This is a genomic window from Paenibacillus profundus, assembly GCF_021369635.1.
Lineage (GTDB): Bacteria > Bacillota > Bacilli > Paenibacillales > Paenibacillaceae > Paenibacillus_B > Paenibacillus_B profundus.
In genome coordinates, this window is sequence record NZ_JAJNBZ010000023.1 from 46697 (window position 1) to 64509 (window position 17813).

Below are 17813 nucleotides of genomic sequence, written 5' to 3' on the forward strand. Positions count from 1 at the left end.
GCCTGACTCGAAGGGAGATTGATGCAAAGGGCTCTAACATGATTGTCTGAAATATTCATCCCTGTATTTCCAGAACCCTCTTCGTATATCTGTTTCTGTGCCCCCATATACTGAATAAGGAACAGAAAGGAGTGAGTTCATGGAACTGTTCACGATATCGTTACCACATGCATCGCAGGACGACATGGCAGCTTTGACGGGCTTACTGCAGCAAGAGCTGAGCGATTTACATAAACAGCCGAATGGCGTGGAGTTCGATCAATCGATCACCGAACAGATGGCTTTGATTACTTGCCGCGGTCTCATGCCCGGATTTCAGCTTGCCAGACAAGGACAAGACGTGTGGAATAAAGCCGCACGGGCACTTGCCGAATATATTTTGTCCATGAAGGAAAAATCGCTCATCCGTTCCTTTATTACAAAAGAATCTCACTATGACGAGGGCGAACAAAGCAAAATAGAGGAATATTGCCTGCAGTTGCTTAATGGGGTGGACGAAATCGGGGCTACGGAGGCGCGCCGCCGCCGCAAAGGCAAAGTGATGCGCGTACTGCGCCGTTATTTAGAGGAGCATACGGAATTGAACCTGGAGGGGTTTATCCGGTTCCGCTTAGTGAAGTATATAAATGAATTGCGCGAAGTCGTTGATTACGCGATTGACGAATATGTGCTTGAACGCCAGTATCAAGAGTTTATCGGATTGTTGAAATATTTCGTGTTCATTCAAGAGACGAAAATACCGCTTGCTCATTTGATGCATAAGGGTGGACATGAGTTTACGCTTCTCAATGAGCAAATGCAGCCGCTGGAGCCAAACCACGTTGTTGACGGCATGATTGTAGAAATGTTGGATTACGATATGGAAATGGAAGATATGATCGTAAGCACACTCATTAACGTGTCTCCGCAAAATATTATTATTCATACGCAAGAACCGGATTCCCAAGTAATTAAGACCATTCAGCAGATCTTTGAGTCACGTGTGCAGGTATGCATTTACTGCAGTTCTTGCCAACCGCTTGCAAGCGAACCGTTGCAAACGCAGGACAGCTACACTTGAATCCGTCTCATGCAGAAGGTGATTTCCGTCTGGTTCGGACAAATGTCCGAAGCAGCGGTAACCGCCTTTTTTATTTGACTGCATTGACTCTTGACCACCAGTGAAAGATCGCATATAATATGCCATATTGAAATAACAGTTGCATAACGTCATGCGATGACGAAGATATGAATGACGGATGGAACCGCGCAGAGAGAGAGACCGAGGCTGCAAGTCTCTTCGGAGTACGCCGTACATTTACCCCTTTGGAGCATTGAATGGGAACTCGTTGGCCGTTCTGTACCTTTTTGTACGGAGACCAGAGATAGTATCATTCGACGTGTCATTCCCGTTACCGAATGCTCAAGGATTGCTCTAGCCCTGTCGACATGCAGATGTTGAATCGTGTGCGGAAGCAGCAAGGCAGTCGAATGAGGGTGGAACCACGAGTTGCTATGATTATGAACGCTCGTCCCTTTTATAGGGATGGGTGTTTTTTTATTTTTATAGAGGTTGAACACACACTTCTATCGACAAACAAGGAGGAACAGCACATGTCTATGGTTAACGTAACATTGCCGGATGGTGCCGTGCGTGAGTACGAGCAAGGAAGCACCATTGAAGATGTGGCCGGCTCAATCAGCAGCGGTCTGAAGAAAAATGCATTGGCTGGGAAAATCGATGGGAAAGTGGTCGATTTATATACGCCGATTGAACAGGATGCAAAGGTCGAAATCGTGACGGCAGATTCTGCTGACGGTCTGGAAGTGATGCGTCATAGTACGGCTCACTTGATGGCGCAAGCGATCAAACGTTTATATAAAGATGCGAACGTCAAGCTCGGAATTGGTCCGGTCATCGAGGATGGCTTCTATTACGACATCGATATGGATATATCGCTTACACCTGAGGATTTGCCTAAGATTGAAAAAGAAATGGAACGGATCGTATCGGAAAATTTGCCGATTCGCCGTCGTGTCGTATCGCGTGAAGAAGCGCTCCGCATCTACAATGAAATCGGCGATGAATTGAAAGTGGACCTTATTTCTGACTTGCCGGAAGATTCGGTCATTACGATTTATGATCAAGGCGAATTTTTCGATCTATGCCGTGGGCCGCACTTGCCTTCCACTGGCAAGATTAAAGTGTTCAAGCTGCTGAGCTTGGCGGGCGCATACTGGCGCGGCAACTCCGACAACAAAATGCTGCAGCGCATTTACGGTACGGCTTTCGTGAAGAAGGCGCAGCTTGATGAATACCTGCATTATCTGGAAGAAGCCAAGAAGCGCGACCACCGCAAGCTTGGCAAGGAATTGAAAATCTTCACGTTCTCCCGTGAAGTCGGACAGGGCTTGCCGCTCTGGCTGCCTAACGGCGCAACGCTGCGCCGGACAATGGAGCGTTATATCGTGGATCTGGAAGAACGCCTCGGCTACAGCCACGTCTACACGCCAGTATTGGCGAATGTCGATCTGTATAAGACGTCGGGGCACTGGGATCATTACCAAGAGGACATGTTCCCTGTAATGACACTCGACAATGAAGAGCTCGTGCTCCGTCCGATGAACTGTCCGCACCATATGATGGTGTATAAGAGCGATATGCGCAGCTATCGCGAACTGCCGATTCGTATCGCAGAGCTGGGCACCATGCATCGCTACGAAATGTCAGGGGCGCTGACAGGCTTGCACCGCGTTCGGGCTATGACGCTGAACGACGCGCACATCTTCTGTCGTCCCGATCAGATCAAGGAAGAGTTCGCCCGCGTTATTAACTTGATTCGCCGCGTATATGAGGACTTCGGCATTAAGGAATACCGGTTCCGTTTATCTTATCGCGATCCGCAAGATACTGAGAAATATTTTCCGGATGATGCGATGTGGGAAATGTCGCAGCGCATGCTGCGTGAAGTCGTGGAAGAGCTTGGCTTGCCGTTCTTCGAAGAAGAGGGAGAAGCGGCGTTCTACGGCCCTAAGGTGGATGTGCAAATCAAGACCGCGCTCGGCAAGGAAGAGACGTTGTCGACAGCGCAGCTTGACTTCCTGCTTCCTGAGCGCTTCGAGCTGGAGTATGTAGGCGAAGACGGGCAGAAGCACCGTCCGGTCGTTATTCACCGCGGTATTATTAGCACGATGGAGCGTATGACTGCGTTCTTGCTCGAGAACTTTGCCGGCGCGCTGCCGCTCTGGCTGTCTCCGGTACATGCGAAGGTAATTCCGGTATCGCCGACTTATGAGGCGTATGCGAAGGAAGTTACGGAAACGCTGCTCGATGCAGGCATCCGCGCGGAAGCGGATCTGCGCAACGAGAAGCTCGGCTACAAAATTCGCGAAGCGCAGCTTGAGAAAATGCCGTACATGCTCGTTGTGGGTGAGAACGAGAAGAATGACGGTGCCGCATCTGTCCGCAAACGTGGAGAGGGCGATCTCGGCATGAAGCCGCTCGCGGAAGTGATCGCGCTGCTGCAAGAGGAAATTCGTACCCGTCATGTACCGGAAGCAGCACCGAAAGAACAATAAAATGCTGCTGTAACAAAATGAAATGAAAATGAAGGAAGACGCCTGTCGCTGACGGGCGTCTTTGTTTATCCTTTCGTTCGGCTGCCGCTTCGAGGATGCGACAAGCCTTCGATAGAGGCAGGCTTCGCCATATGCGGCGGGCGGGAGGCTATCAAGTCGGCGCAATAGCCTGCCGAGCGCTGGAATGCCAGATGGCGGCAGCCATACCTGACAAAAATGTAAGGATGTCATAAGGTAAATCACGCGCTGCATGAACGTGTCTGAACTATAATGAATGTAACATCATGAGGTGATTCTCAAATGAAGGAAGTGCATTATGACAACGAAAACGAAACGTACAGGACGCCAACTGCTGCAGACAACGATAGCGGCCGCCATGGCATTTACGATGCTTGCAGCTCCATTTACCTCTACAAACACGGCTTACGCGCAAGCAGATTCCGAAGGAAGCCCGACACAGGCTGCTTCCGCATTGACAGCGCAAACGAAGCAAGATGTAAAAACCAACATTCAATATGATATTCAAGCCAAGCTGAACACGGATGACATGACGATATCCGGGAAGCAAACGGTGAAGTACCGCAACACGTCCTCCGATAAGCTTAACGATGTCGTGTTCCGCTTGTTCGCCGATGCGCACCGCTCGAAAGAAACGCAGCCATCGATGTTTGCCCGCAGCAACGAAGAAATTGCACAAGAAAATCCAGATAAAAAATCGGAGGATTTTCTGGGCGGCATCGATATTATTAGCGTAAAGGATGCGGCTACAGGGCGCACGCTTGCCACGAAAAACGAAAAGCAAGCGCTGACCGTTCAGCTTGAGAAGGCACTTAACCAAGATGAGGAAGTTGCTTTGGAGTTGGAATACAAGACAAAAATTCCGTTTGGTTCGCAGCGACTGTCTTATCAAAAAGATATCATTAACGGCGCTCATTGGTTCCCGGTCATGTCCGTCTATGACGAGAAGACGCATACTTGGAACAAGACGCCTTATAGCACGAAATTCGAGACCGATTATTACGAAGTGGCTGACTACAATGTAAACATGAACGTGCCAGAGAAGCTCCAAGTGGTGATGCCGGGACAAATGTCGGAGCAGCCAGCTGAAGCCGGCCGCAAGGTCGTATCGACGAAGTCGGACAAGACCCGCGAGCTTGTGTTTTTCTCTAGTGAAAAATTCCATAAAGCCAGCAAGACAAAGAATGGTTTGACAGTAGAGTATGTGTACTACAATGACAACAACGATCCGGCTAAGACGGCCGTAATCAATAAGTATATTGATCAAGCGTTCAAAGCCATCGAATTTTTCAGCGATAAATTCGGCAAATATGAATATCCCGAGTTCCGCATCGTGGAGTCCCACGTGGAAGGCGTAGCCGTGGAGTTCTCGCGTGTTATTCAGATGGGCCTTGTTGACGCTAATGCCGCACCAGAGAAAAAAACCGCATTTGTGCATGAAATCGCGCATCAATGGTTCCACTCCATTATCGGCAATGACTCCGAGACGGAATCGTTTTTGGATGAAGGCTTTGCGGATTTCGCCATGAGCTATTTCTTTAATGAGCAAGGCAGCAAGCTGAGCGGCTTCGATAATGTTCGGAGCGATATATATCCGCTGGACATAGCGATCAACTCCACGAACGACAACGCCGGGGAATCGCCGGATGCTTTGTTCTATAAGAGAGGCCGACTCGCCATTTACGAGCTGTACCGCACGGTCGGGCAAGAGAAGTTCGACGCGTTCATGAAGGAGTACTTCAACCGTTACGCATACCGCAACGCGACCGTTGCTGGCCTGCTGCAGACAATCGAGGACCAGTTCGGCAAGGCGGTCCGCGATCGAATGGATGACAATCTGAATAAGCCTAACTTCGAGCTCAAGCCGGAATACGGCATGACAGAGGCAGAACAAGCGGAATTTATGCGCTTAGGCATGGTAGAGATGTATGATGGGGTCGAGCAAGGTTACCCTAATCTGTCGAAAGAAACGATGTTTAAAATAATGACCAAAGCGCTGCATGGCGAACCGCTGACCATCGTTTACAGCAATCCGGTCAGCAAAGCGGCCAAGGAACAGCAGGAAATGCTGTTCAGCGGCATTCAAAATATGCTTAGCATGACCGGTATGAAAGCCGACATCATGTCCGAGCGGCAAGCGATTAAGAAAAACATGGAGACGACGCTGGCCAAAAGCAACGTCATCGTCATTGGCAATCCGAAGCATAATACGTTCATTCAAGCCTTGAAGCCGGCTATTGTGGCAAAGGCCGAGCAAGCGGGCTTCCCGTGGAAAGAAGTGATGAACAAGCCTGGACTTCACGGTGCATATGGCGTCACGCATCCGTATAACAAAGACCGTATGGTCGTGCACTACTTCTGGACGGACGATCATGTCAACGAGAAAGCGGCAGCTGGCTTCTTGCCTTTGGCTGGAATGAAAACATTGATGGTAACGAACAATTTTTATCAGTACTTTGTCCAAAAGGCAGACGGCTCTATCTATAAAGAAAAATTTGTGGACAACCCGATCTCGAAGCTTTTCCAGACGGAGGAATAAATTAGAATTTAAATAATGCAGCCAATATACTATACGCTAAAGCCGCAGGGGTGACTCCTGCGGTTTTTTCATTTTCACATCTCGAAACTACTTCTCGTGTTCACTTGTCTCTGTTTCGATCTGTCTTTTTGTCCACTCTCCCCAATGTTCAGATTGCGTAATGAATGGCTTGGGGGTACATAAACGTCTCGTGAGGACGATGGGGAAAATGACCCTTGCTCTTAAAGGAAGGCGAGCGTTGACAAAGTACAGAGTGAGTGAGAGAAGAACAGCACCAATCGCAATTCGAGCTTATGTCCAATTATTTCTGAATAATTGGGATAGTGGGCAAAAGAACGATTTGGCGAATTCGAAAGCGGATCCGCACGGTAATGGAGAAAGCTATAGGTTAGCAATTATAATGTTAGGTTTATTTACATATATTGAACAATTGTATGGATTCTTTTCAATAATCCATTGAATCGAGCTCATTTCACGTCTATAATCTCCATAAATCAGTTTATGTTTGTTATATTATCTAACATGATGAGGAGTGTGGAGAAAATGAGAAGTAACAATGTGAAGCGCGCAATGCGAGATGGGGGCAGGTGGGCGGTGGCCGCTCTCCTAGGTTGCGGATGGTTCGGGCTTGTTCCAAGCTTTGCCCTGGCCGCAGGAGAAGCGTCTGTCCAGACGCTGGAGACGGGACTTAACGCCTTGTGGGTAATGCTGTCCGCCATCCTCGTGCTGTTCATGCAAGCGGGCTTTATTTTGCTTGAATCCGGATCTACGCGGATGAAAAATGCGGGACATGTCGCCGGGAAAACCGTCTTCACCGTCGGTTTGTGCTCGCTCGTATACTGGGCGGCCGGTTACGGCCTCATCTTTGGCAGTGAGGGCAATGCTTTCGTCGGCTGGGGCGACTTCTTCTTCAATCCGCAAGCTGCCGCCGGCATGCCTCCGTTCGTCTTTTTCACCTTTCAGTTCGCATTCGCTGCAGTTTCTCTATCCATTGCTTGGGGCGGATTTGCCGAGCGGGCAAAGCTGTCCGTCTACGTTCTCTTCACGGTGTTGTTCACCGCTATCATCTACCCGGTCGTCGCTCATTGGATCTGGGGCGGCGGCTGGCTCGCCGAACATGGCAAGCAGGATTTCGCCGGCTCTACGGTCGTTCACTTGACTGGTGCGATGGCGGCGCTTGCAGCTACACTTCTTCTGAAACCCCGCATCGGAAAATACAACAAAGACGGCGCTCCGAATAAAATCAAAGGTCATAACCAAGTGTATACGACGCTTGGCGTGCTTATCCTCTGGATCGGCTGGTTCGGCTTTAATGCAGGCAGCACACTGGCGGTCGGTGACGGATTTTTCGGCTACGTCGCGATGAACACACAGCTGGGGGCAGGTGCTGGCGCGCTCGCCACGCTCGCCATTAGCTGGATCATGAACGGCAAAGCCGATATCCCGACGATTCTGAACGGCACGCTAGCCGGCTTGGTCGCCATTACCGCGTCTTGCGCCTTCGTTGATCCGTGGGCAGCCATCGTCATCGGGCTTATCGCCGGCATGCTCGTCTTCTACAGCGCGAAGCTGTTCGAGAAGCTGCGCATCGACGACCCGATCTATGCCTTGTCTGTTCACGGCATGGCAGGCATATGGGGAACGCTCTCGAACGGCATCTTCGCTACGACGGAACTGGCAGAGAAGGTCGGTGTCGGCAGGGGCGGATTAATCGATACCGGCAGCCTCAAGCAGTTGTGGGTTCAAGTGTATGGCATTGCGGCGGCGGGCGCCTTTGCATTCTTCGTCTCCTATATCCTCCTGTTCGTCATCAAGGGGTTGATAGGTCTGCGCGTGCACGAGGAGCAAGAGATTATCGGACTCGACCTGAGCGAGCATGGCGAGTACGGTTATCCGGAACAGATGAAGCAGGCGCATGAATCCCTTGTCGGCCAACATTCCTGAGGCGGTTGGCATGACTCTGCCGCCATTGCAACTGCTCCGCCGCTTTATCGACAAGGCGCCCGACTGTGGTTCGCGCTGTTGCGCGACATCGAACGGCAGCGGGAGGTGCGGACGGTCGGGGAGCTATATGCTTTTCTCGGTCAGGAATAAACCGAATATGAGGTCTGAAGACGCCAACCGTCATTGGAGATGTTTTTGGCTGTCCTTCAGGCCTTTCTTTGCTTCGGTTCCAAAAACTAGTTGCACTATACTCTAATTTGAATATAATAATAAATGTATTAAAATTAGAATATATAAAAGGAGAGGGATTGCATTGTCTCGTGTTCATATGACTGTACTTGGATTGTTAATGGCGTTGCTTATCGTCTCGCTGGACCAAACTATATTGGTCACCGCCTTGCCTACGATTGTGGCGAAGCTGGGCGGCATGAATGAGTTCACTTGGGTGTTCTCTGCCTATTTAATTGCGAGCGTGGCTGGCATGCCGCTGTTCGGGAAGCTTTCCGATATGTATGGGAGAAAACGATTTTTTGTGTTCGGAATCATCGTGTTTATGCTCGGTTCGATATTGTGTGGCACAGCATCGTCCATGAGCGAGCTTATTGTGTACCGTGTCGTTCAGGGGATTGGCGGTGGGGCGCTGATGCCGGTTGTGTTCACGATCTTGTTCGATATTTTCCCGGCCGAGAAGCGGGCGAAAATGACCGGGCTGTTCGGCGCTGTCTTCGGGCTGTCCAGTGTGCTTGGACCGATAGCGGGCGCATTCTTCACGGATCATTTGCATTGGCGCTGGATATTCTTCATTAATTTGCCCATTGGGATTATTGCGCTGCTGATTGTTATCTTCTGCTATCGCGAATCTTTAGTCTTCCTGAGTCAGAAGCTTGATTGGTTCGGCACATTTACGTTGGTCGCCTCGATTCTGTGCTTCATGCTCGCCATTGAAATGAGCGGCAAAGATTACGCGTGGACGTCTCCGCTCATACTTGGTTTGTTCGCCGGAGCGATTGTGCTGGTCATTGCGTTTCTGTGGATCGAATCGAGGGTGGCGGAACCAATCATTCCATTAAAGCTGTTCAAAAATCGGCTCTTCACCTCCAGCATGGCTGCCGGGATGTTATTCGGCATGGTTCTGATGGCAGGAGCTACCTTCATTCCGTTGTTCGTGCAGGGCGTTGCCGGTGGGAGCGCCACAAATGCAAGTACGGTGCTCACGCCCATGATGCTTGCTCTTGTTGTAAGCAGCATGGCTGGTGGCATGCTGATGAGGAAAATGCCATTCCGCAATATTATGATAACCGCGATCTTGTTCCTGTTGTTGTCGGTCGTCTGTTTGGCAGGAATGACACCGGATACGACGCGACTGCAGATGACGCTTTATATGGTATTAATGGGGCTTGGCATAGGGGCATCTTATCCCGTAACTTCCCTGGCTGCTCAGCATAATATCGACTATCAGCAACGGGGAACGGTCAACTCGCTGGTCCGTTTTTTTCAGACACTTGGAAATACACTCGGCATCGCTATTTTCGGCAGCATTCAAACTTCCTACTTACAAGAAAAATACAGCGCGGTGCTATCGGATCCGAAGCTGGCGGAAATGTTCGGCAATCCTCAGGTTCTGCTTCAAGACGAAGTAAGACAATCGATGCCGGGCTCCTTGCTGAAGCAGCTGCTTGAAGTATTGTCGGATTCGATCGCGTACGTGTTCCAATGGTCTATTCTGATTTGTCTGTTGGCGGTTATGTTCATTTTGATGATGGGTCGTGTTAAAATGGTGACAACAAAACCTCATGGACATTCGACAACTGCTGCCGTTCAGGTGAACCGTTCATCCGTTGAAAGGTAAAGCAAGGTTGTTGTCTCATGGATAAAGAGGTGGAACCGATGTCGATGCAACTGGCTATTCTTGGATTGCTCATGGACAAAGACTATCATCCTTATGAAATGAGCCAGGAAATGAAAGAACGCGAAATGCACAACTATATGAAGCTTCAATACGGTTCTCTTTATTATGCGATCGAAAAATTGAAAAAGAACGGATTGATTGAAGCGGTAGAAGTAATTAGCGGAGGATCGCGTCCTGACAAGACGATTTACCGGATTACGGAGCAGGGGAAGTCAGAATTTGAACGGTTGCTGCTTAAGGAGATGAAGCTGCCCCCGCATTTGCAGCATCCCTTCTTTGCGGCCTTGTCCTTTGTCAGATATGGCGATCAGGAAGAGATTAAAGCGATTATCCAATCGCGCATTGAATTGTTCGAGAAGGAAGCGGAGCGGATGTGGGCTCTATATGAAGAGCATGTCCCTCACGCATCGCGTGCCGTGCTGCACATGTTGTATGGAGGATACCGATACACGGTTACAGAACTGAATTGGTTGAAGGATCTGTATAAAGACGCTGCAGCCGATCGATTAAGTGATGTCGGTGAGCCGCTCCCCGTGCTTCCGCTGCACAAATCTTGAACTCCTGTGCTTCGCTCCATAAATATTGTCGAAAGAACATTCCAGCCTGTCGGGAATGTTCTTTTTTTGATGAATATGAATAAAAGGAAAAAGCGGTGGACATCCTTCCCACTAAGGGAGGGGTAACCATATGTTTACAATGTATATCACACGCTCGGAACGGAAGGGACGAATGGCATCGAGAAGAGACCGTCAGACATACGTGTTGGCAAGGTTGTCTAGGTTCGTTTGTTTAACTGCATTGCTCATGACGATTGCAGCATTAGTGCCGTGGCATACGGCAATGGCATATCTGTCTGCATCCCAGACATATCAGTGGAATAAGGAGCTTCCAGAAAAATACAGAACATCATTTCCATGGTCCGATGACCGTTTGCAGCCGATGCAAACATTGACTGAACAGGCCATCAATAATCAAAATAGGAACCAGTGGAGTAATTACCTGCGACCAACCAATCAGATTGCATCACCACTTGCACTTGTGTTCGTCGAACCGCCATTGAAAAAGCCATCGGCAAAGCAGCCGCAATCAGCGGTGCCGGTCTCTTCGGCGCAAATGTCGTTTACGGATTCGAATCTGGCTCCGCAGCAGCAGCAAGTGATTAAGAGCCTGAAGGTTGTTGCGACAGGGTATACGGCTGGTGTAGAGTCGACTGGAAAAAAACCGGGACATCCAGAGTACGGCATTACGTATTCGGGAGTGAAGGTGCGCAGAGATTACGTCTCGACCATTGCGGCCGATTTATCGGTCTTCCCTTTAGGAAGTATATTGTATATTCCTGGATACGGATACGGCATCGTGTCGGATATCGGTTCCAAAATAAAAGGGAAGAAAATCGATCTGTACTTCGACACCACGAAGCAAGTATACAGTCAGTGGGGCAAAAAAGAAGTGGAAGTGCAGTTGATCAAGCAAGGAAGCGGTAAAATATCGGAGAAAACGTTAAACGAATTAAATGAAGCGGTATTTAAGAACGGAAACATACCAAAATCAATGCTGTAGCTGTTGCAGAAGAACCTGACAAGTTGCATGTGCCGCCCCGCCGAATAAAGGGGAAGCTGTCATCGCATAATACTTCTTGGGGAAACGATGGTTTCCTTGACATGTCCGTGAATCCAGCGGAAACTTCAGGAGGTGAATAACGATGGTAAAAAACAACAAAGCAAACCGCATGAATCCTGCTAATGCGAAATACAATTCGGAATTCGGATCAGAATCTGTAGCGTCAGATACTGAGTTCGGAGTAGAATCTGTAGCGTCAGATACTGAGTTCGGAGCAGAATCTGTAACCGCAGATACTGAATTTGGCGCTGACTCAGTAGGAAATGCTGGAGCAATCAACAATAATGATGCAATGAAAAATATTGTGAAAAAAACGAAAAAATAGGTACATTCGCATGGATGTTATCTATAACGGAATCAAAAAGGGGCTGTCCAGAAAGTCGGTGAAAGCTGACTGATGGACGCCCCGTTTTTGTTGAATGTTAAAAAGTTGAATGTTAAAAATAGGAACAAAAAAATCACCAATTCCTGTAGAATGGAAGTTACCAGACAACCTACTCAGGAAAGGGCGATTTTTTTGCGTAATCTAACGACTACTACCGAACAGTATACCATGCAACAAAAACTTTCTCTAGAGGATATCGAATGGAAGACCGTTGCCAAACGAGACCTTGCTCCTACCTTCAAAGCATACGACAACAAACAAGCTCAGATGATTCTGGATTTGGAGATGTATATCCCGGCCCATCATGTGGCCCGTGTCATTGATGAGATGATTGAAGCAATCCCTGACCAGCAGTTATTTGCCCACTACACAGGCGGAGGCCGCAGTTCCTACCATCCCAAAATGATGCTCAAGGTGATCCTTTACGGCTACTCACAAAAAGTATATTCTTGTCGCGGCATTGAAAAGTTGCTGCGCGAAAACATCCCAGCGATGTGGCTGGCGGCGATGCAGCAGCCGGACTTCCGCACCTTGAACGACTTCCGCGGAGTGCGCCTGAAATCACTCATGGACGAGCTGTTTGAAACGATGATCCAAAAGCTCATTGCGGACCATTACATCACGATGGAGAACTACTTTCTCGATGGCACGAAGATTGAAGCGAACGCGGGCAAGTATTCCTTTGTGTGGAAAAAATCCACGCTGCGCTTCGAAGAAAAGCTCAAGGAAAAGGTACAGGCGACCCTTGCGCATATTCATACGCTCACGCAGCAAGAAGCTAGCGAATACGCGGCGGCAGAACCAGACGAGTTCCCTGCCAAGCTCGAAAAAGCAGCGGTCGTGTTGGAGGAAAAGGTCGAAGAATTAACGGAACAAATAGCGGCGGCAACTGGCAGCGAAGAGCGGAAAAGCTTACGTAAGGAACGCAGTGTCTTGAAGCAACCGCTGAAACAGATTCGAGAGGATTTTCTTCCCCGGTTCACCAAGTATGAGCAACAGAAGGCCTGCTTTGGCGACCGCAACAGCTATTCCAAAACGGATTCGGATGCGACGTTTATGCGTATGAAGGAAGATCATATGAAGAACGGGCAATTGAAACCGGGCTACAATGTACAGATGGCGACAGAAAACCAGTTCATTTTGTTTTACAGCCTTCACCAGCGCCCCACAGATACGCGCTGCTTCATTCCGCATATGGAGCAATTGGCAGCGTCTTCTTTACCGTTTCCAAAAACCGTGGTTGCGGATGCGGACTATGGAAGCGAAGAGAACTATTTGTATGCGATGGGCGAAGAAAAGGAGCCGCGTTTTGATTTTCTCATTCCCTATGGCAACTATATGAAAGAGAAGACGCGTCGTTACAAGAAGGACATCCGGCACGCTTCCAACTGGACGTATGACGAGCACGATGACCGCTTTATTTGCCCAAATGGCCGGTATGTGCGGTTTAAGAAATACCAAATGAAAAAGAACGCTTCTGGCCTGGAGCAAAGCTTTAAGATCTATGAATGTGAAGATTGCAGCGGTTGTCCATTCAAGGCAAGCTGCACGAAGGCAAAGGGGAATCGCAAGGTACATTGGAATACAGTCTGGGAAGAGCTAAAAGCTAAGGCCAAAAAAGCCCTTGAGGATGACGAGAAGTCCGCGATCTATGCGCTGCGTAAAGTAGAGGTAGAAAGCGTATTTGGTCACATCAAGGGCAATCGCTCGTTCCGTCGGTTCTCCTTACGAGGGCAAGATAAGGTTCACACGGAGTTTGGGATTGTGGCTTTAGCCCACAATCTACTAAAAGTGGCGGGCATCCGCCTCACTGCTTTCTTGAAAAAGCGACAACACAAAAAAAGTTGGGCGGAAAACATTACACTTTTCCACCCAACTTTTTATTTTGGGGACTTATTGGACAGCCCCTTTTTTCTTGGTTGCCGGTATAGTTCGATGTGTGAGCAGTCAGACAATTCCAGCGCCTCCGCCTCGAGACCGAGATCAACTTCCACCCCCCGCCGCTAGCGCAAGGACGAGACTTCGCGTACACTGAAGTTACAAGGTTGAAGTATAACGGAAACGAGGGGTAACTATGGGTGATCAACATCGCGGACGGTGGATAGGAGGGCTTGTTCTCATTGCCATCGGTGTCTTTTTCATGCTGAATCAGCTAGGTTTCATCGATATGAATATCGGAGAGCTTTTTCGTACCTACTGGCCGCTTATCTTAATTGTTACGGGGCTGAACGCATTGCTCCATGGCGGATTCTGGGGACTGATTTTGCTAGGTATCGGCGGCTATTTCCAACTGACCAACTTGGGTTACTTGTACATGTCACCCGGTGAATTTTTCAAGCTTTTATTCCCGCTTATTATTGTTCTCGTCGGAGTAAGCATGCTCTTCAAGCCGAGAAAACATGTGGATAAATGGAAGAACAAGCAGAAGAAGAAGGGCGACTGGAACGACGGCAACTGGGGTGGGGGTTATGACCCGCATTACAGTGAACCGCAGCCGTTGGATGATGATTTCGACAAGAAGTTCAACAAAGAGTTCAATAAGGATTTTGACAAGGATTTTAACAACAATGATTTCAACAAAGGCTTTAACAAAGGCTTTAACAAAGACTTTAACAAAGACTTCAACAAAGACTATGATAAGAATATGGACTATGATCCGTCTATGAAGGGAGAACCCTCGTACTCGGGGTCAATTCCTCCACCGCCTATGGGCTCATCTGGAGGCAAACGGCGAACGGTGAATAAATCCGGATTTATCGGAGATATTCATCTGGGCAGCGACTATTGGGAACTGGAACCGATGAACATTTCTCACTTTATTGGCGACACTGTGCTTGATCTGACGAAGGCGCAGGTGCCGTACGGAGAAACGAAGGTGAATGTCTCCTCTTTCATCGGCGACGTTAAGGTGTATGTGCCCAATGATATGGATTTGGGTGTCGTCGTCACATCGAGCTCTTTCTTGGGTGATGTGAAAGTATTTGGCCGCGAGAAGGATGGTTTTATTAACAATTTGCAGGTGGAGACGCCGTACTTCTATGAAGCTGGGAAAAAAGTCCGTATCGTCGTCAGCACGTTCATCGGCGATGTGAAGGTGATGAGAGTGGGGTAACGCAATCATGCTGTCACGGTGGTTCCGAAGTTCAAAAAGTGTAAAATGGGAGCTGCTCCTTACCTTTGTCATCTCGGGCTGCATTATTATGAGCGTTTTCTGGATTGGACTCGTATACGGCGGCACGTGGTATCAAGGCATGAACTGGTGGCTGTTCGGAATTTCGACTGTCATTATCGTGTCAATCATTATGGGGTATGTGGCAGGAGTGCGGCTGCAGCGGCGCTTGGATGTGCTTCACATCAGCATGATGCAGGTATTGAAAGGGAACTGGTCTGAACGGATTCCGCTTGGGGACGATGCGTCATTCGATCGTCTGTATGAGGATTTTAATACGATGGTGGGGGCCATGGAGCAGAAGCTTCGCATTTTGCAAAAGCTGTCCGAGCAGCAAGTGATGGATCGGGAGCGGGAATGCGAAGCGGTCGTATTGGAGGAGCGCCGGCGGCTGGCGAGGGATTTGCATGATACAGTCAGCCAGCAGCTCTTCGCGCTGCATATGGCCTCCTCTTCATTGCCCAAAGTGATGGAAATGGACATGGATCGGGCGCGTCAAGTGGTGGAACATCTGATTCAGATGTCGCATACGGCTCAAAGGCAAATGCGCGGCTTAATCGCTCAGCTGCGCCCGCTTGAGTTGGATGGCCGCACACTGCAGGAGGCGCTTGAGCGTTGGTTCCCTGATTATTGCCGGCAGAATGGGCTGCAGGGCAAGATTGATATTGAACTGAATTATGAATTGTCTGAAGCGAAGGAGCATCAATGCTTCCTTATGATCCAGGAAGCGATGGCGAATGTCGTGAAGCATGCGCAGGCGAAGCAGGTTACGCTGACGCTGCAGGAGACGCCGAATCAAGTGATTTTATCGGTCGGAGATGATGGCAAGGGCTTCGATCAGAAGAGCGCATCTTTTAAAGCCGGGAGCTATGGATTGACGACAATGCGTGAACGGGTCGACAAGCTGGGCGGCCATATGGATTTGATAAGCCGGCCTGGTGCGGGAACGACGATTCGGGTGCATATTCCGATATTCGAACATGAGGAGACCAAGGAAGCGCAGGAGCAATCCGAGGATTCTTCTTCTGCAGCGGACCGTGCATAGATGGTAGAAGAGACGGGGGGACAGCCGATGGGAGACCGGATGACGGTATTTCTCGTGGACGATCATGAGATGGTAAGACTGGGGCTTAGAACGTATTTAATGCTGGATCCGAGTATTGACGTATTGGGCGAGGCCAGTGGAGGCGTTGAAGCGATTCAAGCCATACAAGCGATGGCTGCCCGCGAGGAGCCGGTGCCTGATTTGGTCTTGATGGACTTAATGATGCCGGATATGAACGGAGTAGAAGCGACGCGGGAGTTGATTGCTTCATTTCCGGAATTGAAGATTGTTATGCTGACGAGCTTTATGGAAGATGAGCAGGTCGTCGAAGCGATTCAAGCCGGTGCCGTCAGCTATGTGTTGAAGACGGTATCTGCTGAGGAGCTCGTTTACGCGCTTCGCGGGGCTTCGAAGGGAATGCCTGTGATGAGCGGAGAAGTGTCACAAGCGCTGACCCGCGGATTACGTAAACGCGCTGCACAGCCGGACGATGAGGGCTTGACCGAACGGGAGAAGGAAGTGCTGCTTCTTATTGCAGACGGAAAGGCGAACAAAGATATTTCCGAGGAACTTCATATTAGCATCAAGACGGTGAAGACGCACGTATCCAATCTATTAATGAAATGCGAGCTGCAGGATCGCACTCAGCTTGCCGTCTTCGCCCACCGCAACGGATGGGTTAAAAGTGGATGACTTCGTCTATCCTATGTAACAGAGGGGGTAATGCCATGCAGCTGTTACAGGGGAAGATGACAGGACGAAAATATGATACGAATGAACTTGTGAGGGAACTGGGGCCGCTTGGCTTCAGCATCGGCGGCAATTGGGATTATGCAGGCGGCAGCTTCGACTGCGCGCTGAACGACGAGCAAACGGTGTGGCTCAGGCTGCCTTTCCATGCGGTGAATGGCACTTTCGATGCTGACTCCGCTGAAACGGTCCTTGTCCAATTAGAGCGGCCGTATGTGTTGAAGCATCAGTATCAGACTGGAAATGATCCATCGGCGGATGCGCAGTTGTTCGGCAGTCTCGTTAACCAGTTTCAATCGCCGACAGATAAGGATGCTTCGCTGCAGGAAGAGGAGTTGAAGCTTGCCCGAGCAAAGCTTGACGAAGCCGAGGATAAGCTGGACACGAACAAGTAACGTGCGGAAGCGACAGCATAATTTTATTGATATATACAATAGGGCATCAATCGGTTAAAACAGGTCTGGGGGCCTGTTTTTTTTATAAAAAATCTGATGGAAGATGTCTTTCACCTTAGAGTTGTCATGTTGCTCTTCCCGAAGAAGATATGCCTGTTCCTATCTCTTGTCTCACTCTCCCCATCATTCAGACAGGAAATCCCGCCTCGCCTCCTGAAGGATGGGGAGAATGAAGCAAAGAGGCTGATGAAGCGAATCACCGTCAGTCTGAACGCACCACTGCACGAACGGAACATTTCGTTAATTATGAAGAGTCAGTGCCTTATTATTCTCATCAAGAAAAGCGTGACATCCTGTGTTAAACAGTCCCTAGGGAACGGCTCTTTATCTTTTATCGTGTTTTATAATGATTTTAAGCTAAGTTTAAGGTTCATCATCCATTATATTAATATATCAACACGATACTTTGATACGAGTTAAC

At 49.1% G+C, this 17813-nt stretch carries 13 protein-coding genes; all 13 read left to right on the forward strand.

All coding sequences use genetic code 11. From position 1 onward, the window contains the following. Positions 1 to 139 precede the first annotated feature (139 nt). The 13 genes from ytxC (at position 140) to LQV63_RS22145 (ending at position 17332) form a co-directional block, all read left to right on the forward strand. Positions 140 to 1060 (forward strand): putative sporulation protein YtxC, encoded by a 921-nt coding sequence (ytxC, locus tag LQV63_RS22085; RefSeq protein ID WP_233698327.1) that lies wholly within the window; start codon positions 140 to 142, stop codon positions 1058 to 1060. Positions 1061 to 1593: 533 nt separating this feature from the next. After that, positions 1594 to 3558 (forward strand): threonine--tRNA ligase, encoded by a 1965-nt coding sequence (gene thrS, locus LQV63_RS22090; protein WP_019421797.1) that lies wholly within the window; start codon positions 1594 to 1596, stop codon positions 3556 to 3558. Positions 3559 to 3874: 316 nt separating this feature from the next. After that, positions 3875 to 6115, forward strand: coding sequence for a M1 family metallopeptidase (locus tag LQV63_RS22095; protein ID WP_233698328.1), 2241 nt, complete (start codon positions 3875 to 3877; stop codon positions 6113 to 6115). 543 nt (positions 6116 to 6658) lie between these two features. After that, entirely contained in the window at positions 6659 to 8059 is a 1401-nt protein-coding gene (locus LQV63_RS22100) for an ammonium transporter (protein WP_233698329.1), read from the forward strand. A 313-nt stretch (positions 8060 to 8372) separates the two neighbouring features. Continuing rightward, entirely contained in the window at positions 8373 to 9908 is a 1536-nt protein-coding gene (locus tag LQV63_RS22105) for an MDR family MFS transporter (RefSeq protein ID WP_233698330.1), read from the forward strand. A 17-nt stretch (positions 9909 to 9925) separates the two neighbouring features. After that, positions 9926 to 10525: a PadR family transcriptional regulator gene (locus tag LQV63_RS22110; protein WP_233698331.1), complete on the forward strand. Its 600-nt coding sequence runs from the start codon at positions 9926 to 9928 to the stop codon at positions 10523 to 10525. Positions 10526 to 10655: 130 nt separating this feature from the next. Further along, positions 10656 to 11528 carry a 3D domain-containing protein gene (locus LQV63_RS22115; RefSeq protein WP_407672949.1) on the forward strand — a complete coding sequence of 291 codons (873 nt, stop codon included), beginning with the start codon at positions 10656 to 10658 and terminating at the stop codon, positions 11526 to 11528. A gap of 142 nt (positions 11529 to 11670) precedes the next feature. Next, entirely contained in the window at positions 11671 to 11913 is a 243-nt protein-coding gene (locus LQV63_RS22120; RefSeq protein WP_233698332.1) for a hypothetical protein, read from the forward strand. 192 nt (positions 11914 to 12105) lie between these two features. After that, on the forward strand, positions 12106 to 13980 hold the full coding sequence (locus tag LQV63_RS22125; protein ID WP_233698333.1) for an IS1182 family transposase: 1875 nt from the start codon (positions 12106 to 12108) through the stop codon (positions 13978 to 13980). 67 nt (positions 13981 to 14047) lie between these two features. Beyond that, positions 14048 to 15085 (forward strand): cell wall-active antibiotics response protein LiaF, encoded by a 1038-nt coding sequence (gene liaF, locus LQV63_RS22130; protein ID WP_233698334.1) that lies wholly within the window; start codon positions 14048 to 14050, stop codon positions 15083 to 15085. Between the two features lie 7 nt (positions 15086 to 15092). Next, the gene (locus tag LQV63_RS22135; protein WP_233698335.1) at positions 15093 to 16187 is read left to right on the forward strand and encodes a HAMP domain-containing sensor histidine kinase; all 1095 of its coding nucleotides are present in this window, start codon (positions 15093 to 15095) and stop codon (positions 16185 to 16187) included. 27 nt (positions 16188 to 16214) lie between these two features. Then, positions 16215 to 16880 carry a response regulator transcription factor gene (locus LQV63_RS22140; protein ID WP_325175910.1) on the forward strand — a complete coding sequence of 222 codons (666 nt, stop codon included), beginning with the start codon at positions 16215 to 16217 and terminating at the stop codon, positions 16878 to 16880. Between the two features lie 35 nt (positions 16881 to 16915). Continuing rightward, positions 16916 to 17332, forward strand: coding sequence for a YugN family protein (locus tag LQV63_RS22145; protein WP_233698336.1), 417 nt, complete (start codon positions 16916 to 16918; stop codon positions 17330 to 17332). The last annotated feature ends 481 nt before the right edge of the window (positions 17333 to 17813 follow it).